We start from the raw sequence: 20827 nt of genomic DNA, 5'->3' as shown, positions 1-20827 counted from the left end.
CCTTTTCTAAAAAATTAGCATACCCCGTTTGTCATAAATACTTTCGCTGTTGTCGTTCCCGCACCTTATAGCCCGGTCAAGAGCCATGATAGTTGCGACCGCACCGTCAATCTTCTCCGTCGATTTCTCTTTATCAGGCTTGATGTTTCCGGCAGGGTCCGTGCGGATAAAGATATTATCCATCATCCAGCGTAGTACCGGATGTCCTCCGTGAGCGATTTTTTGCTCAAGGGTCAATTTCATCAGTTCTTTAGTTGGCGGGGACATATCTTTAAAGCCCTGGCCAAAAGGGACCACAGTAAAGCCCAGGCCCTCGAGGTTTTGCACCATTTGGACGGCTCCCCAACGGTCAAAGGCAATTTCCCGAATGTTATACTTAATTCCAAGCTCCTCAATAAAAGTTTCTATAAAGCCATAATGCACCACATTGCCTTCAGTGGTTTTAAGGAAACCTTGTTTCTGCCACAAATCATAATTTACATGATCCCTTCGGACGCGGAGGTCAACATTATCTTCCGGTATCCAAAAGAAGGGCATAACAGTGTATTTATCATCCTCATCCAATGGTGGAAAGACGAGCACAAATGCCGTTATATCGGTGGAAGAGGAGAGGTCAAGGCCGCCATAACAGACCCGCCCTTTTAAAGCTTCTGAGTCAACCGCAAAAGCGCAGGTATCCCACTTATCCATGGGCATCCAGCGTACAGCCTGCTTTACCCATTGATTAAGCCTTAGCTGCCTGAAACTATTCTCCTCGGCAGGGTTTTGCATTGCACTTTCACAAGCTGTCTTCACCTTGTCCAATCCTATTGTGATACCAAGGGAAGGATTTGCTTTCTTCCATACCTTTGGATCCGTCCAGTCGTCCGTTTCTGCGGCTCCAAAGATGACAGGATAAAATGTTTTATCTGTCTTTCGCCCTGATAGAATATCCATTGCTTTTTGATGCACTTCATAACAAATAGAGCTCGAATTGTCACCAGCAGTGGTTATTAAAAAATACAGTGGCTGCATACGGGCATCTCCGCTGCCCTTGGTCATTACATCAAAGAGCTTTCTATTAGGCTGCGCATGCAGCTCGTCGAATATAACGCCATGTGTATTGAAGCCATGCTTATTTGCCACGTCAGCCGAGAGCACCTGATAAGTACTTTCCGTAGGCAAATATATAAGGGTCTTTGTCGATTCAGTGATCTTGACACGCTTAGACAATGCCGGTGATTTTCGCACCATCGCCATAGCGACATCAAACACAATCTTTGCTTGGTTTTTATCCGAAGCACAGCTATACACCTTTGCGCGCTGTTCGCCATCGCCACACGTCAATAAAAGTGCAACTGCTGCAGCAAGCTCTGACTTTCCATTCTTTTTTGGTATTTCTATATATGCTGTATTAAACTGACGGTAGCCGTTTGGCTTCAGAATACCAAATACATCTCGAATGATCTGTTCCTGCCAATCTATAAGCTCAAAAGGCCGACCGTCCCATATGCCGCTGGTATGGCGCAAGGCCTGAATGAAAGCGACAGCATAATCGGCGGCTTCCTTACAGTAAACGGAATCCTTAGCCATAAAACGGGTTGGAGTGTATTTCTTGAGCTTTCGTATACCAGCCGCCTCCTTTAAAAATAGTATAAAAAACGACCTGCCATAGGCAAGCCTTCTAAAACCGTTTGTACGAGAGACAACCCCTTTCGGGGTGTTCTCGAATGTTTAAGATTTTAGGTTAAGGTTTTTCCATTAGTTTGCCATCTACTAGAATGTAGCGGTGTTCGTAATCTTGCGTATCTTTGGCGATAATTCTTAATTCTCCGTTTTCAAAAGCGTTGTATACCTTAACAAAAGTGTATCCGCCGCCAAGCTGCTCGCTGATAAGTTTTCGGTAGTCCATGTTTTTCTCCTTTCTAATCGAGGTTTATAAACCCGCTTTTGTGTCGTGAAATCTTGGCGGGATTCACATCGGCCGGTTCGCACATGGCTGCGCTTGCAAGCCATTTGGTACCGTCATTCCAAAGCGGGCGAAGTATTGGGTCGCCTGTGACTTCATGGAAACCGATAATCTTGGCGAGGACGCCGAGATTGCGAACTGTCTGGTTCAGGTGAAGTTGGTTTGTCATGTTGTTGGCCTCCTTATAGTGTGTTTTCCCTTTCGGTAGGTTACATATAGCCATAGAAAACACAGCATAGCAAGACGATCACACGATATAAATCGGCATATACTACACAATTTTTGCTGTTAATAAAGCAGCAGTAATTGTGTATTCTATAGTAAAATTTTTCTGCAACTATCCTCGCCATATACGACATGAAGCGAGCTGCCGTTATCCCACAAAACCATTATGCTTCCAATGTCGTCCACACCCGTGACAGTGCCTTTTGTGCCAATAGGAGGAGCCTGCAAGTCATCCATTTTTACCAGCTCTACGCGACATCCGACGGGATATTGAGCGCGAATACGTTCGATGATTTCTCTTGAAGGAAATCTATTGTTCATCGCCTGCATCACCTTTCGGAGATTTGAATGCGCTGCTGCCGGAGAGGTTTTTCAGCAGGATTTTTCTGCTAACCTTGTATTCGTCACCAATAAAGCCGAGGGAGAGGAGCCAGCAGCGCATGGCGTACTTTGGATTATCAACCTCACGTTCTTTGGCATTGACTCGCAGCTTTTCTTTTGCCGTTTCACAGAGTTTCGTTATTAGTGTAGTATAGGCGTGAACCGAATTGCTGTCTAAGCTTCCTTTGAACCATGGGAAGCGTATAGTGTTTTCTGTCTGCTGAATAGGCAAATCTTCAGCATCTAATGCTGCCTTGAGAAGCGATCCCTTTGCGGTGACCAGTTTAGCAAGGTTCTCAAGCTTTTCAGGAGTGAACCCCGCCAGCGGCATCTCAATAACAAGCTTGTCGCCATCATTAGAGTCACCGCCGTTCTTTTCTGCTTCAAAGCCCAATTCATGCAGCTTCTCTATGAGCTTTTCGATTTCCAAACTATCACTGCGGTTATTAAAAACAACGGTGCCATTTTTATCAACAGTGAAATAATCAATCTCGTAAGCGAAGCTCGGAGCACCCAAGTATTTTGGTGCAGCTTGCAAAATGTCGCCCATTGCCCGGACGAGACGCTTACGCTCATCGCCGGTAACATTAAACCGGACTTCAAATGTGTTTTGTTCCATTGCATTTGCCACCTTTCTGCGTTATACGCAGATCATATAGAGCCATAAAATCTGTAGAATGGCAAGCATTATTTCACAGGTTTTTCGATATCTCTATATGCAGTTTTTTGTGTATCACGCATTAGGTAAACGTCGGTATCCGAGCTTTTTTGCTCTATGTACCGTTTTACAATAACGTCGGCATAACGCTCATCCAATTCAATCGTATAGCAAATGCGCCTTGTCTGCTGACAGGCAATGAGAGTACTGCCGCTGCCGCCAAAGGGGTCAAGCACGATATTATTTGGCAGTGAGCTGTTTATAATCGGATATGCGCATAAAGCTACCGGTTTCATGGTAGGATGATGTTTGCTCTTAGTCGGCCTGTCAAAATTCCATGTCGTACGCTGTTTACGGTCGGCATACCAGTTATGACCGGCTGTTGGCTTCCAGCCAACGAGAATAGGTTCATGGTTGTATTGATAATCACAGCGCCCCAAGACAGGTGTATTCTTTATCCATATACAGGTCTGGTGACAAAAGAAACCTGCTTCGGTAAATGCTGTTCTGAAATTGACGGTCTCACGATCGGCGTGGAAAACATAAATGCCGCCACCGTCTACGAGTGCATCATACATATACCGATAAGCTGAAAGCAGGAAGTCATGAAATTTAGTGCTTTCCATATTGTCATTCTTAAGTTTTCCCGCAGTGCCTTTATAATTCACGTTGTATGGGGGATCTGTAATCACGAGATTTGCTTGCTGGCCGTCCAGCAGATTTTTATATGTTTCCGCTTTTGTAGCATCGCCGCAGATTAGGCGATGCCGTCCAAGCAGCCAGATGTCTCCCTGCTTAGAAATGGACGTTTGGGGTAATGGTTCGTCAAAATCATCCTCTTTGATTCCTCCGACTATACTATCCCTGAACAACGCATCCATCTCTGTAGCGTCGAAGCCCGTAAGAGATACATCAAATCCGCTTGCACCGATGTCTTTCAAAAGGTCGGTCAAAAGCGGGATATCGAACTCACCGGATATCTTGTTAAGCGCCACATTTAAGGCCTTTTCCTTTTGCTCATCGATGTCCAGCACCACGCAATCTGCATTCGTATACCCAAGTGCCACCAGTACTTTGTATCTTTGATGGCCACCAACAATATTTCCCGTGCGCTTATTCCAGATAATAGGCTCAACGTAACCGAATTCCTCGATGGAGCGGCGCAGCTTTTCATATTCAGCATCGCCGGGTTTGAGGTCTTTGCGCGGATTGTATGCCGCAGGGTTTAATTTTTCTATTGGTAATTTCTGTATATCCATATCATACCTCCAGCTTCACGGCAGTTTTACCGGTGAATGTTTCCCAGCGCTTTATAATGAGGTCACAATATACCGGTGATATCTCCATCGCATAGCACCTGCGCTCAGTCTGTTCACAGGCGATGAGAGTCGTTCCACAGCCCGCAAAAGGTTCTAATACAATACCGCCCCGGTCAGAGTGCATTTTTATGCATCGCCACGGAAGCTCTACAGGAAACATAGCAGGGTGATCTTTATTGGCTCGCACAGTAGATATTTCCCAAATACCGGCATAGCCCCATTTTTTACGTTCATCTTTGGTGAGCCGCTTTACAAACTTATATGAATGACCGGCGAAAGCTGAAACCCAGGCGAACTCTTGGTCGTTGTACTCCTCGGTTACCTGCGCAGCCAGTGCCGTGATATATTCGTACTGCTGCACCGGTTTATTTGTCACAAGGTGATAGGGTGCGTTGCCGAAATTCATGCCTTGCTTTTTCCAAATGCGAATCCAAATGGGACGAAAGCCGTTGTCGCCAAATAGCCCAATGCTATACATTTCGGTTGGTTCAATAAACTGGGTTCCCGTTGCATATAGGTCTCCTATATTCCAACAGACGATATCTGCGTTTTTACAGATGTTTTTTATAGCGGGTCGCATAGTTTCAAACCAAGGTTCAATCCCGGCCTTTTCATATTCTTTTCCGACACCATATGGAGGAGAGGTAACAGCGCATTGGGCATGAGCACCGTCCATCAGACGGTTAAAATCTACCTCGCTTGTGCTGTCGCCGCACAATAGCCGATGCTGTCCAAGCAGCCATATATCGCCTGAATGAGTTCGTGTTTCGCCAGCAGCCTCAATGGCTTCCCTTTCTTTGTCTACGTCGAAGTCATCCTGTATGGCTTCTTTCGAGTAAAATTTATTTAAAAGCGCATCAACTTCGTCGGCATCAAAGCCAGTGAGGGATACGTCAAATGTAGACGCGTCAAATTCCGCCATAAGTGAGGCCAGCTTTGTTTCATCCCAATCACCTTGTATTTTATTAAGAGCAAGGTTGAGTGCCTTTTCGCGGTTGTCATCAAGCTCCACGACTACGCAATCAATTTCTGATACACCAAGGTCGAGTAATACTTTCAACCGTTGGTGACCGCCGACCACGTTACCAGTAGCCTTATTCCAGATGACCGGTTCCACATAACCAAACTCCGCAATAGAGCGCTTGAGCTTTTCATATTCTTTGTCGCCGGGCTTCAGATCTTTTCGTGGGTTATATGCAGATGGATTAAGTTTTATTGCGGGTATTTTTTCAATCAGCATATTCTTTAGCCGCCTTTCTTAACTCCTTATGGCAATCCAAGTTCTCCCATGTAAAGAGACATGAGTTGAAATGCCCATATGCCGCAGTGTTTTCATATATGGCGGTTCTCAAACGCAGTTTTTCGATGATGGCGGCAGGGCGCAAATTAAAGACTTCCTGTACAATAGAGGTAAGTTGTTCATCTGTTAGTCTGCTTGTCCCAAATGAAGTAACTGCTACCGCCACGGGGTTTGCTTTGCCGATGGCATAAGAAAGGGCGACCTCGCATTTTTCAGCTAAGTCGCTCCATACAATATTCTTTGCGATGTACCGTGCCATGTATGCGCCGCTGCGGTCAACCTTCGTCGGATCTTTGCCGCAGAGGGCACCACCACCGTGAGACGCAAGCCCGCCATAAGTATCTACCATAATTTTTCTGCCCGTTAGCCCCGTATCGGCAGCGGGACCGCCTTTGACAAATCTGCCAGAGGGGTTAATAAGTATTTCGGTATCATCGTCTAGTGGAAAATCTTCAAAGCATTGCCATAAGACATTATTCATAATATCCGTGCGCAGCTGCTCTTGTGTTTTGTTCGTCTCATGCTGGACAGAAATAACCACGGTTTTCACACGTTTTGGCTTGCCATCTTCATATTCGACCGTGATCTGACACTTGCCGTCTGGTAAAATGCCCTTGATGAGCTTTCCTTCGCGGCAGTCATCAATGCGCTTGGCAATACGATGCGAAAGAACCAATGGTAAAGGCAAATACTCATGGGTTTCCTTTGTTGCATATCCGTATACTGTGCCTTGATCACCTGCGCCGATAGAGCCATAAGGATCGCAGGTACCGTTTCGTGCTTCGAGCGCAGTATCAACACCGGCTGCGATGTCAGCGCTCTGTCGATGAACGAATACTAACACTATAAATTTCCAAGGACTATATCCGGCCTTTCGCAGGACTTCTCGCACGATAAAACGAATATTCACTTTTTCGCTACAGGTGATTTCGCCCGCTACGATGATTTTTCCCTTAGTCGCCATTACCTCGCAAGCCACGCGAGATGCTCTATCCTTTCTAAGACAGGCATCCAAGATGCTGTCGGCGATTAGATCGCAAAGTTTGTCTGGATGGCCTTTACAAACACTTTCCGCTGTTTTGTAAGTTGTCATTTAAAATTCCTCCGTTTTTAACAGTGTGCCCCGACGGGCATTGAGCAGCTTTTCCATTACATCGTCTTGGGGCGTTGCACCGCGATATTCTGTAGTGCAGTTTTCCCGCACTACTTGATAAATCTGGAACCAGATGTTGTTGACCTGCTTCATGAAGTTTTGAGACATCGAAACATAGGGGGATGGAATAGCATTGCCGGTGGTGGGGTGCTTTGCAAGAAAGCCAAACTCGCTGATTGCCTGTTCGCACTGAATCCACCGAGCCACACTCTGAGCGTACTGTTCTATAAGCTGGGTGGTTACTAATTGCGCGCAACCCCGTTCCTTGAGCCATTGCCATGTATTATTGAAAATTTCCGCCGCCAGTGTCGTGGAACCGTCTTTTTGTTTTGCTATAAGGTAGCCTCTTGGTTTTGGCATTGAGTCTCCGGTCAGATCCGCTGTGTTTGAAAAATCCATGATGGTCAATTTTCGATTACCGGGATTGCCGTCTAAAATTTTGTCGGCGAGGGCTTTCTTTTTTTGTCCTGAGCCGATTCTTGCACCACCCCTGTTGGTGCCGTCTTTTGCCATATTCAACACACTCCTTAATGGTGGGGGATATACGCCGTTTGAAACCGCGATTTCACACGCGAAGCCCCACGCCGCTGTCCGCTAAAAATAGTTTTAGAGATTTGACCGCCCCCACCTGTCGCCGCTCTCTGCAGTAATGCGTGAATGACACGATTTGCAAAGCGACATAAGATTGCTCACATCATTTGTTCCTCCGCGACTGAGCGGGAGAATATGGTGTACCTCTTCTGCGGGGGTTAAGCGATCAGCTTTTTTACACTCCTCACATAGCGGGTGTGCCTTGATGTAACGGTCGCGTATGCGTTTCCATGCACGGCCATATTTTTTGTTGGTTTCAGGCTCGCGCTGGAAATGATTATAGTGGCGAGTTGCCTGCCGTTGATGTTCCACACAATACAAACCATCCGTCAGTTTTGGGCAACCAGGGTATCGACACGGCCGCTTTGGTTTCTTTGGCATAGAGTCACCTCCTCGGGCATAAAAAAAGCCACGGGGGATTTTCCCTCGAGGCTCTGGTTTATTATGCGTTCCTAAATATATACTATCACAAAGGAGTTCATGACAAACAGTGACATTTACTGCTGAGTTTGCGGAACAGAAATATTTTTTATTGCCTCATCGTGAAGTCGGTATACATGGCGTACATTATAGCCCATATCAACAGCTATCTGCTCCCAAGTTTTAAAGCAGAGGTAGCGCAGCTCCAGAAGCGTCTGATGTTCTGTGTTATCTACGGTTTTGATGAGCCTTACAATTTCACGCTTAAGGTCGACAAGCCTATCGATGTCGCGATTGATTTCCGCTTGCAGGTCGATAATCTTTGCCACAGCATCGGCTATCGTTGATGTACTGCGATTTGGATTGCGGGGCATTCCCGTTAGGGTGTAGGTGCATTTTGTCGCCAGTTCATTTAGAGAAGCAATCTGCTCCAGTTTGGAATTTATACGCTGGTCGAGCCTGTATGCCTGCCTGAGATATGCTTTAACAGTCATGACATCACCTCAGCTTTCAGCTTGGTGATTAGCATTTCCGGGTCGATGCTCGTCAGCACTCCAAACCAGCCAGAACGGAAGAATTGTTCAATGCGCCTGCGCTCATACTGTGCTGAACGGTTGTTGGGGTGACGAAAGAGGGTACGCAATTCCTTGCGATAATCCTTCACAGCTTGAAGAATGATGGCGTTAGCTAAATTATTATAATTGTCAATCATGTGTGACACGCTCCTTATTTTTTATTCTTGAAAGAAGCGCTGCCGCATTGTTGGCGTTGTATACGTAGAGCACGGATGCATTATTTTCAAAATCATTGCAGGGAGCCGTTTATAACAGCTCGCACCTCGTCAACTGAACGGACGACCGAAACGGCGCCGCCACAGGCGAGGATTTTACGAATAGTTGCTTCTTGAAGTTTTGTTGTTTTGCCAATAGGTGTTTTTACTTCAAAGGCGTAAAACCTGCCGTCGATGCAGGCGATGATATCCGGGATGCCGGCTGTTCCATAAATACCGCCGTGTTCCTTCCAAGCGAAGCACTTCGGAACGGTTTTTAAATAACGAAGGATTTTTGATGCAATTTCTTTTTCAGACATTGGAACCTCCTTGTAACTTATTTGCAGCTAATAACCTCGTAACTTGAAAATATATAGGTGTGCATATATTTACACGCACATACGCGCTCGCGATGGGGAATTGTTGCTTTCGCGTGTATACCCATAATTTTAGAAGTTACAAAGTTACAAAAAATAAGAAAACTCAAATTGTGCTTTTATATAGCGGTTTTTGGGCGTAACTTTTCTTGTAACTTTTCCTCTTCGGAAAGTTGCGTATTGGCCTGTAAGGTTACATTTAAATTGTTCATAACGGTTCTATATCTGTGATCTCAAACCCGGATACATCACATCGAGCTTTCATCAGCTCATAATTGAGTGTCCAAACACGCCGATTTTCTGATCCGATGCGTTTTTGCACATTGCTTTCAAGAAAATAATCCGAGTGAGCAAGCTGCTTTTTAAACTGAGCGTAGGTCAGTGTTTCGCCGACAACGGCGTAATCCTTGCGGTATTTAGTATATTTGTCGTATACGGGGTTGAGCCTAAGCGCCAGCACGGTGTCACCATCGCAGAGGGTGTATTCACTTTTTGGGTCCAGCCCCATGCGCGACATAATTTCGAGTGTCTGTTCAACTACACTTTTATTGCTTAAGCCGCCATCTAGCAAATATTCCTTTGCCGCAAATTCGACATACCTTGTGCAGTGTTCGATGCTATATGGGAGTGCCTCATGCCAAGAAAGCCCGAGCGCCTTGCATAGCTTTTCGAGCAGCCGCAGACCGGTTAGCATACAGGCGAGGTTATTAACGATACGCGACGGAAGCTCATTGCTGAAGAATCCGAGCGCTTCTTTATACCATGAATAGCACTCGCTTGCAGTTATTTTCAGTGCAATATTCAATAAACTATGCCCGAAGCTGCCGAGTAAATCGGCGCATCGGCATAACTCCTGAAAATTCATACGATATCCTACGGGTTTTAGATCTCTCTTAGAAAACAAAAGCTCGATGGTGCGCTCCCTGATTGCCGCTTCATCAGCCGATTCCTCACCGGCGACCACAAGCGGGGCAAGAAGCTCATAACTTACAATGCTTTGGTCGGCACGCCCACGAATACCTTCTTGCCCGTCATAACTATTACGAAAATGGTTTAGCAGCGCATCAAGTCGATGTTTATCAATCTTTGACGGCTTGAATTCATCCAATGCCATCGGAATAACATTAGAGGATGCCGCATCTTTCATTAGAGTGAATGCCGTTGTCTGGCCGGCTGCGATGATTTTTGTCCTTGAAAACACTGGCATAATGATCCGCTCCAGTGTATTGCTTTTACCGCTGCCTGCTTCGCCGATGAGCATGAGATGAGGAAACTTGACGTTCTTTTTTCGTAGGTGTTCTTTTATGAAGCAACCGCATATCCATGCTAATATAGAAATCGTTTTTGCAGGTTCATTGTAAGACATCAGTCTTTCACCTAATTTCTGAAGCTGGAGTGCCGTTAAGGGCTTTACTGAGAGTATAGCGGAGTCAATGCTGCGGTATTTTTCTAATTGAATGATGTTATCGATTGCTGCGCCGCTTGCATCAACCGCACCGTCCATAGAAACAAATACCATCTCTTTTCCTCGTTCGTAGATGCCCATTGCCTTAACGCCTACTTTTACCGGCCAATCTAAGTCGGAGATATATGCTTTGAGCAGTTCCAAATCACCATCAGAGCCGGTGTAGCTAAGAGCAATGGTGCGCTTGTTAAGTGCATTTTTAAATTTCTGCTGGTTGGCAAAATCCGTTGTCATGAAAGTCAACCGATGTTTTTCGCCGCGTATGGTCACAAGGTCGGCAGTAAGCTGTGTTTCCTCATCGGCAACAATCATTTCAACTGGCACAAACACGAAGTTTGTAAGCAAGTAGATGTTATCGTTTCTTTTGCGGTAATATTGTCCCTTATATTCAAATATAGGTGCATCACCGCCGAGAGCATATACATCTTCGGTGATGTCGCAGGCCTTTGACAGTGTTTCTTCACCATAGGTTGCCCCGCTTGCATGATGCCGTGTATCCCATTTTTCACGAAACAGGCCGCTTTGCCGAAAGAGCCTATCCATCTGCTCCTTATTTTTGCCAGACCAGAATGCCAGCTTGCAGCAGAGTGCCATATCCGCTTCGGATTGACTGGCATAGTTTTCTTGCCAGTCACCTTCCCATAGTTTCGTAAATGCCTCGCCGTTTTCGGCATTCTTTGCAAGCTCTAAAAGGTCATTGTCTGTAAGTTGTACGGATATATTCCTTTGCGCCTTTTTATTTTTTCTTCTTGGGGGGCGGATATATGTTTCGTGAATCCATTTAAGCGTTCCGTAATCCTCAGCAACGGTATTAATAGCACAGTCAAGCTTATTACCTGTCATGGTGAAGTAGCGGGTATGCTCGTACATTTCCACGCCGGTTTTAGTATTCTTGTTGCCGGTACCAGGTATTTTGCCTTTATAAAAAAGATGAACGCCAGTGCCTGAGGGCGAAAATTCCATGTATGTTGGTTGTCTTGCGATGATAGCCTTTGCCATATCGTTAAATGTCTTTGTCTTAGGGTCATAACAGTGATCAATGTCTACGCCTACAAAATCATCGTCACGAGAGAACATAAAGCCCACACCCGTAAAACCATAGCGACCTACTGCGTCAAAAGCGGTTGCATAATCTGTCCATGTCGCCGGGTTATTGGATGCGGCACCCTTGCCTGACACCGGATTAAACGGCATTTTTTTATCCCTGCCGCCATCCTTATCAGGGACAAGCCGCCAGTTGACCCATTGCTTTCGTTCCATCAGCTCTTTTGGGTAGGGCATATCGCTTTCACCTCACAATCTTCCGTAAAATAGCGTATCGGTATATTTTTCTTCCGTGCTTTGCGTATTTCATAGCTCATGCCCTCGGATACGTTATCGCCAAAGATCCAAAGTTCCTGGCATTTTCCAAGCAGAACACGACCAAAGAATAGACCAAGGCTACGGCTATCCGGATCATGCTCATCCATAAACTGCGGGTATAGCAGGTGGGGTGCGACAGGGATTGCATATTGCTCCACAGCGAAGCGGCAATAGTTTTTAGTGCGCTCTGTATTTGCTTTTATATCTCCGGCAAATGGCGAACATATGAATACAAGAGGGCGGTGCCCCGTACCATAACAGCGTTCTAATTCATCGCGCAGTATTTTTCGCATGGCCTTGTATGCCGTTGGGTCATAATAACCTTCAGAATTACATTTATCTATCCACATCACGCACCCTCCATTTCAATCAGATTACCGAAATTCGCGCCGTATGCAGCCTCAGCAATGATCGGCACGTCGAAATCTCTAAAGGGTGTCTCTTCCATGCAAGTTTTAACGAAAGAGACTGCTTCATCGAGTTTGCCCGCTGGAATTTCAAATACCAGCTCATCGTGGATTTGTAAAAAAGGTTTGAGCCACGGACGTGCCTTGATCCCTTGGACTATGCGCCCCATTGCCAGTTTGATTATATCGGCGGCAGTACCTTGAATCGGGGTGTTCATAGCGCAGCGTTCGGCAAAAGAATGCTTGCCCCAGTCAGGCGAGAGGATGCTAACGATGTATCTTCGGCGGCCAAGCCATGTTTCCGCATATAACGTAATGGCGGCTCGCTTTTTTGTTTCATCCTGCCACTGCGTCAAGCGCGGATAGCCGCTTTTTAAGTTGTCGATGATTCCTGCACATTGTTCCTTGGACATATCGAGCCCCGCCTTGAATTTCAGCGTTTTTTGAAGCCCACTTGGAAATAACCCGTAAAAGACTCCGAAATTACAATTTTTTGCGATAGTACGGCGCTCCTTGTAATGTGGCGAATTTTTATCCGCCGCCGTTTCGAACGGAATATGAAATATGACCGAAGTCGTGGACGCATGAATATCACCGCCGGCTCGATAGGTTTGCAGCATTTGTTCATCACGACAATAGAAAGCGCCGACGCGTAATTCTATCTGGGAAAAATCTAAAGAGACAATAAAGCTGTCCTTTGGCGCTGCGATGAAGTTTCGCACACCTATCGGGTCGTTATCCTTGCGCGGGCAGTTTTGCAAGTTCGGGTTACGCGATGCAAAACGCCCTGTCTCTGTACCGAGGGGCATGAGGTCAGGATGGATTCGCCCTGTCGCCGTATTGATATGTGTTAAGTACCCGTCAATGTAAGTGCTTTTGAGTTTGCCCCATTTACGGTATTCCTGTACCAGTTCAAACAGGCGAACAAGCTCCGGACGCTTGTCTTTGCAATATTCGGCAAGCATTATCATTGTCGAATCATCCGCCGCCTCCTGATGTTTTTCTGTTGTTTTCAATACCGGAAGACTAAGGTCACTAAAGAGGTACTTTTTGAACGCTGATGTAGATGCGTTTGCCCCGATGTCTACGCCACCGGTCATCTCGCCGATTTCATTACGGAGGGCAGTAAGCTTTTCCTCGGCTTCCTTCTGTCTTTTCAGCATTGTATCAACATCCATCGGAACACCGTTATATTTCATAATGCCGCAATAAACTGCAGTAGGCGATTCAATGCGCTCCACGATTTCTCTGTGATGCGGCAGGTTTTTGGCAAACCATTCGTTGAATTTATGATACAGCCGCAAGGTGTAGTCACTATCGGCACAAGCATAGCGAAGGGTTTCTTTATCTTCTGGGTCCATCTCATCAAAATGCCTGCCCGCCGTCACCGTTTCAAAGGACGGCATATCTGCACCGAATAAAGATGTCGAAAGCAGCTTTAAACCGCTGTCCGACAGGTTGCGAAACTCAAATTTACTCTTAAGCGTCAGTTGCGCTGCCGCGATGGTATCATAGCAAGGCTCGCATACGACGATACCCAGCGCATATAGGAACATTGCCTCAAAGGAGAGATTGTGCGCCACCTTGATTATTCTTGGATTTTCAAACAGGGATTCTCTTAGGTATTCCGCCACTCCAGTGGGGTTAATGGCATTAATTCCAACCTTATGTGAGAGGGGTATGTACACAGCGCTGTCCTCTTTGACTGAAAGGCTAATGCCAATAATATGTGCCTTATGCGCATCCAGTGCCGCCTTCGGCTCGTCGCGCCATTCATCGTCCGGCGCTGTTTCAAAGTCAAATGCAACGATGCCCGCACCGCTGATATAATCGTGTATCTCTTTATTTGTATAAATAATGTTGTAATCCATAAATTGCTCCAATCTGTCGCATGGGGTCGGGTAGCACATGACCACCCGACCTGCGGCTTTATTCTTTAAGCGAGCGGCTCTATAACTTCACCTGTTTCGGGGTCAATGTTTGCAGCTACATCAACGGAGGATTCGTTGTCGTGGCCGACACGAACGGAGAAAGCTTTGACTTGTTCGGTAAGTCCTGAAATAAGCGCAAATTCCTCATTGGTTAAATCACGGTCGACTGAGAATTGCGCTTGGGAATATGCGATACCGCTGTTGTTGGTAGCCTTTTTTAGGGTGAATTTAGTGACTACCGCGTTGGATTTTTTACCTTTTGAGAGCAGACGCATAATGTAACGGGTAAAGTCCTTAAGCGATCCGGTTGGAAGGGAGAGGATCATCGGAAAAATCTCGCCCTCCCTTAGCAGATAAATGCGGCGGCGGTTTTTACAGGCTTTCGCTCCGTTCTCGCCTGAACCGAATTTGTTAAACGGACACTTGGAGCAATCTCCGCCGGGGTTACCTACACCGGTGATGCCGTCAAAACTGCCGCAATCAGGGGGATTTGAACCACCTGTATACTTGTCAGTATAATAGGCATACAGCGGATGGTGGTGCAGGATAACTGCCGAAAACTCCTTAACAGTTTCGGGACTGTCGGGATTTTCACCGGGAATTTCAAATACCGTCATACCGGCTGCAGGAATTTTAATGCGCTCAAAGCTGCCTGATAAACCGGAAAGCTCCTCAGTGAGCGCATCGTTTAAGTCAAAGTCCTTTAGTGCCATAAACGCACTGTTCTTGGTGGTAAGAGTCCTATTTTCATTGTTTTTCATGATATTTTCATCCTTTCATTAATTGCGGGTAGCTTTGCGGACACCCACGGTTGTTTTTTCAAATACATTGACCAGACCATTAAGCCAATCGGGTAAAACGTCATTGTTTATTGATATCTGTTCTCTTACAAAAGCCGATAAGCTGTTGGCGTTGACGGTTTCGTAAATCAGCCCGCCATGCCCTTCGGTACGAAGCGCTTCGAACAAAGCTTCTTTGCGGTTGGCCATCGCTGATGCACGTGTGGTACCCATAAGACAGAACATAGTGCCTGAGCGGGTGAAATTCTGCGTCTCGGTATCAGTCATTAGCTGAGCCAGTGCAGCGTCGACCTCCTCCAGTTCAGCATTAATATCTTTGAGGTTTTGCTCAATTTCCTTTTTCTCATCGCGCAGAGCTTTAAGCTTATCTGCAAGTTCAAACATTTTTTCTGAATTGTCCATAATAAAAATCTCCTTCATTAAACAAATGGGTTATTCCCGTAGCGATAATCATCAACCAGCGCCTTGGCGAGGTTTGCCTTGTTCTTTAATGCTTTCAGTACTTTTTCGTCGACTGTACCCTGCGCGGTGAGATAGATGTAAGTGCATGGCATACGCTGACCGGCGCGATGAATACGGGCTTTGCATTGTTCGAAATTAGACATCGAATAATCTAAAGAATAAAACACCATTGTGCTTGCCGCTGTGAGTGTGATGCCCAATCCCGCAGTCGCCACCTGTCCTACAAAGATAGGTACATCGAGGTCATTCTGAAATCTTGCAACCTGTTCGTCGCGGTCTTTTACACCGCCTTTGATGAGCGAATAGTTGATGCGTTTTTTCTCAAGCATGGCGCAGATTGCATCCAGTTCCGGCACAAATCGGGCGATAATGACGAGTTTACGGTTCTCCTCCAAAGCTGAATCGATGATATCCTCAAGCACGTCCAGTTTTGCAGTGCTGACTTGTTCAGTGGTGCTGCTCTCGTCACTGCCGATGAAACCACCTGTAAGTTGGGAGAGTCGCAGTAACTTGGTCAGAACATTGGTGATGGTGACCTCACCATTAGCCAGCTCGGCATAGCTTTCTTTGACAAGGCCATGATACAGTTTCAGTGACTTCGGCTCCAGTTCAACTTTTCGGATAATGTCGATCGTTTCCGGCAGGTCAAGGCAATCCTTTTTTGTTGCACGAAACGCGATAGAGTGCATACGGCGAGTGAGTTCATCCTCCATGCTCTTTTTCAAAACGGGTGTGTGATTGCCGTAACCGGTCATGAAAAAGAAGTGGTTTCTGAAGCTGTAAAAACTCTGACCGAAGATACGTGGGTCGAGAAACTTGTACTGGCTGAATACATCGATTGCCTTGTTAGTCACAGGCGTTCCCGTTAAGAGCAGCCGATATTTAGCAACTAATCCTAACCGGTGCATTGCTTTTGAAGCGGCGATATTATGCGTTTTGATTTTGTGTCCTTCGTCGGCGATGATAAGGTCAGGCTTCCATGCCGCAAGCTCGCGTTCTAGCCGCCATGCCGATTCATAGTTCACAACGACAATCTGAAGCGGCTGACCGGTCATATGCCTGAGAGTATCGAGCTTTTTTTCGCCACTTCCTTTGAGTACAGCCAGCGTGTAATCAAAATCTGCGTATGCATCGTGTTCATCTTTCCATACGCCCGTAACTGAAAGCGGAGATACAACCAGCGCTCTGCGGATACGTCCGGCTTGATACAAAGCGCCTTCGACAGCTATCGCCGTGAGAGTTTTTCCGGTACCCATTTCCATGAGAAGCGCAGCTCCATAGCTAGCTGGCGAATACGCGCCCTCCGGCAGAAGTCCGAATTTCCTAAAAACAAAGTTGAAAGCTGTGATCTGATGAGTATAAGGCTTTACCTTAATTGGCATTGTCAGCATTGGCGCATTGTCGCTTCTCATCGTCAATGTCACCCCCGCCCGGCACTTCCGTAATAGACACACACTCAACGCTGTCGCCTGGCACGATTACCATCACACGGCGCTTTTCACCGAAGAAATGTCGAAGTAGTCGTTCGCGCATTGATACACGCCGACATCTGACGACACCGCCCTCAGGGGGCTTCTTCGAAACACTGATTTTTAAATTGTGCTTCATTATTTATCTCCGTCCTTTCCGAGGGACGCTGCAGATGTGTCCCTCGGTATACGGAGAAAAGGCGGGTGTTTTATACACCCAATTCTAAAAATGCTTTTTAAATTTTTTCTTTGCGCCTTCAATTGATTTCCACGCAGCGTTTGGGGCGACGTCTTCGATACGGGCAATCTCATTAACCGACAAGCCATCCGATAACATAAATAAGCGACGCTTCTGCGTTTCTGAAAGCTTGTCCAGTGCAGTATTGATACGGGCGGCTTCTTCTTCACGTATCAACTCCGTTTCGGGAGTAGTACCTGTCGCATACTCGGGTCCCTTGTAATCGATAGCGTCGAGCGAATAGCAGTGGTAACGTTCTTTGCGGGCGAGATTGCTTTCCTCGCGTCGTGATGCTGTGATGTAATTTCCGATTTCCTCGTTGACCTCAACTTCTGATGTGGTTCCGTCTGCAAATTTCCATTGAATTTTCATGCGTTGTGTCCTTTCCGCCTGTGTGCGGATCAGGGCAGCAAGGACACATAAAAAGCCGGTGCTTCGATGTACACCGACCGTTATGCCTGAAAATGGGCATGACAAGGCACGGTGGGTACATCTGAGGCTCCGAAGACGGCGTTTGCCGTGCTTGGAACTTCCTATGTATCCCGCCGCCTTAATGCGCATCTCAGGCATTGAGATTTATTTGTTCAGCAAAAAGCGTTCAATTTTGCATTTAGTATGTTTACGAAGATGAACTAACTATTGACATTTGCGAAGTCCTGGTATATAATACCTTTGTTTATTGCATCAAATGTCGTAACAAGCCTCGTATTGTTTTTTTTGTCCTGACATGAACTATCTTGCTGACGATATAATTGTATTTGATAATCTGATTTCGCCACGGAACGCAACGGACTTGTTCGGACCATTTCGGATTTTATGTAGTGAAAGGGGAGACGCTTGTGAAGCCGGATGAATATTTTAAAATGATGTATCCGTATATCGGACAAGCCAAACAGCCAGCAGAGTATTTAGATGACCTACTCTGCAATTTTGTTGTGGATGATGCAAACTTCACAGGAAGCCCTTTGACCGATAAAACTGCAGATTATAAAAATCGTATATATAATGGGGCGAAGCCGTTTCCAATATCACTTGCGGCACAGCTCCTTGATGTAAGTGACCCTATGCGTTTCTCTGCTTATATAAATGACTGTCTTTCTGATGATCTTGCAGAAAATCTTGAAATGGAATTAACGGGGCTGGACATTGATATTCAAGGCTATGATGTGGCCGATAAATGCGCTAAGCTTTTTGTTTTGATTTTGACAGAAACTGCGAGGCGAACAAAAAGAAAAGACACCCCCGCTGGTGTTGCTTCATATGAGAAACAGAAACCAACAGGAGTGCCAATAGCAACTGTATATGTAAGGGATGGGAAAATCTCAATTAACGGTCAGGTATTTAACTTACATAAAAAAATAACGCCGCCCGAAGATATTGCTCAAGAGGAATTGCCATACATTAAGGCGTTATTTGCTGCGTACGCACAGGCTACCGGAATGGCATGTGTAACGAAAGATGATTTGCCTTCACTTAATGCCAAATATCGTCGTAATTACTCGGATCAGCGTGAAAACTATTATAATGCTGTTCGGGTAGAGCGTTCAGTGCGTGAAATATTCGAGAATGGTGATGTGGAATTCGGCAAGATAAAAGAAGATGCTTACAACGGTATCATTGATGTATGTTGGAATGATTTTGATGACGGGTTTAAACGCCTATTGGCTGTTTTAAATCAGGTATCGCAGATAACGCTAACAAAATCTTTTCTCACGCAAATTAAAGACCTTATAAACAACAGCGAAAAGAAAGGCATTTGCCATATGCTGGTGAATGACGGGAAAATCCAGTGGGTATTTGATAATGACTGAGCTGTTTAATACCCCGTTCGAAACTTCGCTCCGCGTTCTTCTGACACTTCGCGTATTTGGAGAAAATATGACATTGGACAAAATTGCTGCCGCTGATTTTATGACAATTTATTCTCGTGATTTTGGCCTTGCCGCGTACAACCTGAATGGTGACAACAGCTTAAGTTTTAGTGAGGTGGCGTCAAAGAGAGTGCTTGTTGGCAAGGCAATTAAGCAGCTTGTACTTAATAGGCTCATATCGGCAGTACAAAACCGAAGCGGCTTTACATACGAAATAACAGCACAAGGAGCGCACATATGTGACGAGCTGACTTCAGACTATACTGAAGAGTATATTGTCATGTCTCAAGCGGTTTGCAAATACTTTGAAAGCAAGTCAGAAGTTGAAATTCTCGCAGAAATTAATAAAAGAGCGCTTAAAGGAAAGGAGGAGTGAACTTGGCAGATTTTCATATTAAAAAGCTTGTAGTCGAGGGTGTAAATAAAAAGGATGCTGTTGCAGAGTTTGACAGAGAGCTTACGATTATATCGGGTCCCTCAAATACAGGAAAAACTACAATCCTTCGTTGTATTGATTATATTTTTGGTAGTGATAATCTCCCGTTTGCGAGTACCACGGGTTATGATACTATTATGCTTTTTGTCGGCACGGAAAATGGCTCGATTCAATTTACGCGTAAACTGGAATCAAACAACATTGACGTAGTTAGTTCTGACGATAGAATCGAAAGCGGTACATATAAAGCCAGAAGCGCGACAAAAACCATGGAATCTATCAGCAAGGTTTGGCTTGCTTTAATTGGTATAGAAGATGACCATGACATAATTGCCAACGAAAATTTTAGACCACAACATCTGACATGGCGCACCATCCTGCCTATTATCCTAATAAAAGAACGTCAGATAGAACGTGAGAGTTCTATCCTTATGCCTGAAGGCGGTGCAAAAAGCATACAGGGGCGCACAGCTTTCCTCTCATCTCTATTGTTTTTGATATACGGCAATGACTTCTCCGATTTTGATGAACGCGAAAGCAAAAAAGAACGTGCTATACGAAAAGCAGCAGTAGAAAAGTATATCAACAAAGAGCTTTCCGGAGTTGCAGACCGGAAACAATGTATCCTTGATATGATTGGTGCATTTGACGGGTTGGACGTCCAAAAAGAAATTGACAGTGCAGTTCAGGCATTATCTGATATCGAAGAAAAAATATCAGCCGCGATGTCAAACAGCCAGTCGTTACTCAACAGCATGATAGCGAAGAAAGAGCGCCTGACAGAATGCCAAATGCTTATATCACGCTACGCTGCACTGAAAACGCAGTACAGCGCAGACATAAAGCGGCTTTCCTTTATCGTTGATGGCGAAACCGTTATGAAACATGTGTCGCATGATTCTACCTGCCCGTTTTGTAACGGGAAAATCCCGACGCAGAATACGAAATCCTACATTGAGGCTGCCCGCTCCGAGCTTTCAAGGATAGTTGCTCAATATAACGACCTTGTTGGCGCAGAAAAAGATATCGAACAACAAATACAGGAATTACAAACAGAGATTACGCTGCTGACAGAACAGAAAAGCAGTGCGGAAGAGCTGATAGCCAAAGATCTAAAACCACAAGCCAGAGCTCTTTCTGAGACCATTGATGCTTATCGCGTATATATACAGTTAAACTATGAGCTCGATGTAATACACCGCCTCGCTGATGGATGGTATAGCGACCTGCGTGATATGCAGAACG

The 20827-nt window shown here is 45.6% G+C and carries 23 protein-coding genes; 3 read left to right on the top strand and 20 right to left on the bottom strand.

Annotated features, from left to right (window positions below; translation table 11 throughout):
* Nucleotides 1–6: 6 nt before the first annotated feature.
* The 20 genes from GX364_07180 to GX364_07085 form a co-directional block, all read right to left on the bottom strand.
* Nucleotides 7–1608: a terminase large subunit gene (locus GX364_07180; GenBank protein NLI70628.1), complete on the bottom strand. Its 1602-nt coding sequence runs from the start codon at nucleotides 1606–1608 to the stop codon at nucleotides 7–9.
* Nucleotides 1609–1726: 118 nt separating this feature from the next.
* Nucleotides 1727–1891 carry a hypothetical protein gene (locus GX364_07175; protein NLI70627.1) on the bottom strand — a complete coding sequence of 55 codons (165 nt, stop codon included), beginning with the start codon at nucleotides 1889–1891 and terminating at the stop codon, nucleotides 1727–1729.
* Between the two features lie 13 nt (nucleotides 1892–1904).
* Complete coding sequence (locus GX364_07170) at nucleotides 1905–2117, bottom strand: hypothetical protein (protein NLI70626.1); 213 nt, start codon at nucleotides 2115–2117, stop codon at nucleotides 1905–1907.
* Between the two features lie 146 nt (nucleotides 2118–2263).
* Nucleotides 2264–2494, bottom strand: a complete 231-nt coding sequence (locus GX364_07165; protein NLI70625.1) for a DUF4314 domain-containing protein — start codon at nucleotides 2492–2494, stop codon at nucleotides 2264–2266.
* On the bottom strand, nucleotides 2484–3173 hold the full coding sequence (locus GX364_07160; GenBank protein ID NLI70624.1) for a virulence protein: 690 nt from the start codon (nucleotides 3171–3173) through the stop codon (nucleotides 2484–2486). The genes GX364_07165 and GX364_07160 overlap by 11 nt, the downstream gene beginning before the upstream one ends.
* 68 nt (nucleotides 3174–3241) lie before the next feature.
* Entirely contained in the window at nucleotides 3242–4471 is a 1230-nt protein-coding gene (locus tag GX364_07155; GenBank protein NLI70623.1) for a DNA modification methylase, read from the bottom strand.
* 1 nt (nucleotide 4472) lies between these two features.
* Nucleotides 4473–5771, bottom strand: coding sequence for a DNA modification methylase (locus GX364_07150; GenBank protein ID NLI70622.1), 1299 nt, complete (start codon nucleotides 5769–5771; stop codon nucleotides 4473–4475).
* Nucleotides 5761–6924: a methionine adenosyltransferase gene (locus GX364_07145; GenBank protein NLI70621.1), complete on the bottom strand. Its 1164-nt coding sequence runs from the start codon at nucleotides 6922–6924 to the stop codon at nucleotides 5761–5763. Before GX364_07145 ends, GX364_07150 begins: the two co-directional genes overlap by 11 nt.
* Nucleotides 6925–7497 (bottom strand): P27 family phage terminase small subunit, encoded by a 573-nt coding sequence (locus GX364_07140; protein NLI70620.1) that lies wholly within the window; start codon nucleotides 7495–7497, stop codon nucleotides 6925–6927.
* Between the two features lie 93 nt (nucleotides 7498–7590).
* Nucleotides 7591–7956, bottom strand: a complete 366-nt coding sequence (locus tag GX364_07135) for an HNH endonuclease (protein NLI70619.1) — start codon at nucleotides 7954–7956, stop codon at nucleotides 7591–7593.
* A gap of 116 nt (nucleotides 7957–8072) precedes the next feature.
* Nucleotides 8073–8489: a DUF1492 domain-containing protein gene (locus tag GX364_07130; GenBank protein ID NLI70618.1), complete on the bottom strand. Its 417-nt coding sequence runs from the start codon at nucleotides 8487–8489 to the stop codon at nucleotides 8073–8075.
* Nucleotides 8486–8707, bottom strand: coding sequence for a hypothetical protein (locus GX364_07125; protein ID NLI70617.1), 222 nt, complete (start codon nucleotides 8705–8707; stop codon nucleotides 8486–8488). The genes GX364_07130 and GX364_07125 overlap by 4 nt, the downstream gene beginning before the upstream one ends.
* A 92-nt stretch (nucleotides 8708–8799) precedes the next feature.
* On the bottom strand, nucleotides 8800–9084 hold the full coding sequence (locus GX364_07120; GenBank protein NLI70616.1) for a VRR-NUC domain-containing protein: 285 nt from the start codon (nucleotides 9082–9084) through the stop codon (nucleotides 8800–8802).
* A 265-nt stretch (nucleotides 9085–9349) separates the two neighbouring features.
* Nucleotides 9350–11887 carry a DNA primase gene (locus tag GX364_07115; protein ID NLI70615.1) on the bottom strand — a complete coding sequence of 846 codons (2538 nt, stop codon included), beginning with the start codon at nucleotides 11885–11887 and terminating at the stop codon, nucleotides 9350–9352.
* Nucleotides 11866–12318, bottom strand: a complete 453-nt coding sequence (locus GX364_07110) for a DUF4406 domain-containing protein (protein NLI70614.1) — start codon at nucleotides 12316–12318, stop codon at nucleotides 11866–11868. Before GX364_07110 ends, GX364_07115 begins: the two co-directional genes overlap by 22 nt.
* Nucleotides 12318–14246 (bottom strand): bifunctional 3'-5' exonuclease/DNA polymerase, encoded by a 1929-nt coding sequence (locus GX364_07105; protein ID NLI70613.1) that lies wholly within the window; start codon nucleotides 14244–14246, stop codon nucleotides 12318–12320. The genes GX364_07110 and GX364_07105 overlap by 1 nt, the downstream gene beginning before the upstream one ends.
* 65 nt (nucleotides 14247–14311) lie before the next feature.
* Nucleotides 14312–15067, bottom strand: a complete 756-nt coding sequence (locus tag GX364_07100; GenBank protein ID NLI70612.1) for a hypothetical protein — start codon at nucleotides 15065–15067, stop codon at nucleotides 14312–14314.
* 18 nt (nucleotides 15068–15085) lie between these two features.
* The gene (locus GX364_07095) at nucleotides 15086–15526 is read right to left on the bottom strand and encodes a hypothetical protein (GenBank protein NLI70611.1); all 441 of its coding nucleotides are present in this window, start codon (nucleotides 15524–15526) and stop codon (nucleotides 15086–15088) included.
* Nucleotides 15526–16950 carry a DEAD/DEAH box helicase gene (locus tag GX364_07090; protein NLI70610.1) on the bottom strand — a complete coding sequence of 475 codons (1425 nt, stop codon included), beginning with the start codon at nucleotides 16948–16950 and terminating at the stop codon, nucleotides 15526–15528. Before GX364_07090 ends, GX364_07095 begins: the two co-directional genes overlap by 1 nt.
* 310 nt (nucleotides 16951–17260) lie before the next feature.
* Nucleotides 17261–17647: a hypothetical protein gene (locus GX364_07085; GenBank protein ID NLI70609.1), complete on the bottom strand. Its 387-nt coding sequence runs from the start codon at nucleotides 17645–17647 to the stop codon at nucleotides 17261–17263.
* Between the two features lie 467 nt (nucleotides 17648–18114).
* Between GX364_07085 and GX364_07080 the strand changes: the two genes are divergently transcribed.
* The 3 genes from GX364_07080 to GX364_07070 form a co-directional block, all read left to right on the top strand.
* Complete coding sequence (locus tag GX364_07080; protein NLI70608.1) at nucleotides 18115–19086, top strand: hypothetical protein; 972 nt, start codon at nucleotides 18115–18117, stop codon at nucleotides 19084–19086.
* A complete protein-coding gene (locus GX364_07075) occupies nucleotides 19079–19522 on the top strand; it encodes a hypothetical protein (protein NLI70607.1) in 444 nt (147 codons plus the stop codon). The genes GX364_07080 and GX364_07075 overlap by 8 nt, the downstream gene beginning before the upstream one ends.
* A 2-nt stretch (nucleotides 19523–19524) precedes the next feature.
* Nucleotides 19525–20827, top strand: a 1303-nt coding sequence (locus GX364_07070; GenBank protein NLI70606.1) for a hypothetical protein, incomplete at its 3' end; no start/stop codon positions are given.

It is taken from the genome of Bacillota bacterium, from assembly GCA_012518215.1.
Taxonomy (GTDB): Bacteria; Bacillota; Dethiobacteria; order DTU022; family PWGO01; genus JAAYSV01.
The sequence above is the reverse complement of the archived record's forward strand: the minus strand, read 5'-3'. Positions and strand labels throughout refer to the sequence as shown.

What these genes read in the sequence shown, in the direction of transcription:
- GX364_07095 (NLI70611.1), bottom strand. Translation starts at nt 15,526, where the DNA reads ATGAAGGAGATTTTTATTATGGACAATTCAGAAAAAATGTTTGAACTT.
- GX364_07145 (NLI70621.1), bottom strand. Translation starts at nt 6,924, where the DNA reads ATGACAACTTACAAAACAGCGGAAAGTGTTTGTAAAGGCCATCCAGAC.
- GX364_07170 (NLI70626.1), bottom strand. Translation starts at nt 2,117, where the DNA reads ATGACAAACCAACTTCACCTGAACCAGACAGTTCGCAATCTCGGCGTC.
- GX364_07110 (NLI70614.1), bottom strand. Translation starts at nt 12,318, where the DNA reads ATGTGGATAGATAAATGTAATTCTGAAGGTTATTATGACCCAACGGCA.
- GX364_07150 (NLI70622.1), bottom strand. Translation starts at nt 5,771, where the DNA reads ATGCTGATTGAAAAAATACCCGCAATAAAACTTAATCCATCTGCATAT.
- GX364_07175 (NLI70627.1), bottom strand. Translation starts at nt 1,891, where the DNA reads ATGGACTACCGAAAACTTATCAGCGAGCAGCTTGGCGGCGGATACACT.
- GX364_07160 (NLI70624.1), bottom strand. Translation starts at nt 3,173, where the DNA reads ATGGAACAAAACACATTTGAAGTCCGGTTTAATGTTACCGGCGATGAG.
- GX364_07115 (NLI70615.1), bottom strand. Translation starts at nt 11,887, where the DNA reads ATGCCCTACCCAAAAGAGCTGATGGAACGAAAGCAATGGGTCAACTGG.
- GX364_07155 (NLI70623.1), bottom strand. Translation starts at nt 4,471, where the DNA reads ATGGATATACAGAAATTACCAATAGAAAAATTAAACCCTGCGGCATAC.
- GX364_07075 (NLI70607.1), top strand. Translation starts at nt 19,079, where the DNA reads ATGACTGAGCTGTTTAATACCCCGTTCGAAACTTCGCTCCGCGTTCTT.
- GX364_07130 (NLI70618.1), bottom strand. Translation starts at nt 8,489, where the DNA reads ATGACTGTTAAAGCATATCTCAGGCAGGCATACAGGCTCGACCAGCGT.
- GX364_07165 (NLI70625.1), bottom strand. Translation starts at nt 2,494, where the DNA reads ATGAACAATAGATTTCCTTCAAGAGAAATCATCGAACGTATTCGCGCT.
- GX364_07125 (NLI70617.1), bottom strand. Translation starts at nt 8,707, where the DNA reads ATGATTGACAATTATAATAATTTAGCTAACGCCATCATTCTTCAAGCT.
- GX364_07085 (NLI70609.1), bottom strand. Translation starts at nt 17,647, where the DNA reads ATGAAAATTCAATGGAAATTTGCAGACGGAACCACATCAGAAGTTGAG.
- GX364_07135 (NLI70619.1), bottom strand. Translation starts at nt 7,956, where the DNA reads ATGCCAAAGAAACCAAAGCGGCCGTGTCGATACCCTGGTTGCCCAAAA.
- GX364_07100 (NLI70612.1), bottom strand. Translation starts at nt 15,067, where the DNA reads ATGAAAAACAATGAAAATAGGACTCTTACCACCAAGAACAGTGCGTTT.
- GX364_07120 (NLI70616.1), bottom strand. Translation starts at nt 9,084, where the DNA reads ATGTCTGAAAAAGAAATTGCATCAAAAATCCTTCGTTATTTAAAAACC.
- GX364_07140 (NLI70620.1), bottom strand. Translation starts at nt 7,497, where the DNA reads ATGGCAAAAGACGGCACCAACAGGGGTGGTGCAAGAATCGGCTCAGGA.
- GX364_07105 (NLI70613.1), bottom strand. Translation starts at nt 14,246, where the DNA reads ATGGATTACAACATTATTTATACAAATAAAGAGATACACGATTATATC.
- GX364_07090 (NLI70610.1), bottom strand. Translation starts at nt 16,950, where the DNA reads ATGCCAATTAAGGTAAAGCCTTATACTCATCAGATCACAGCTTTCAAC.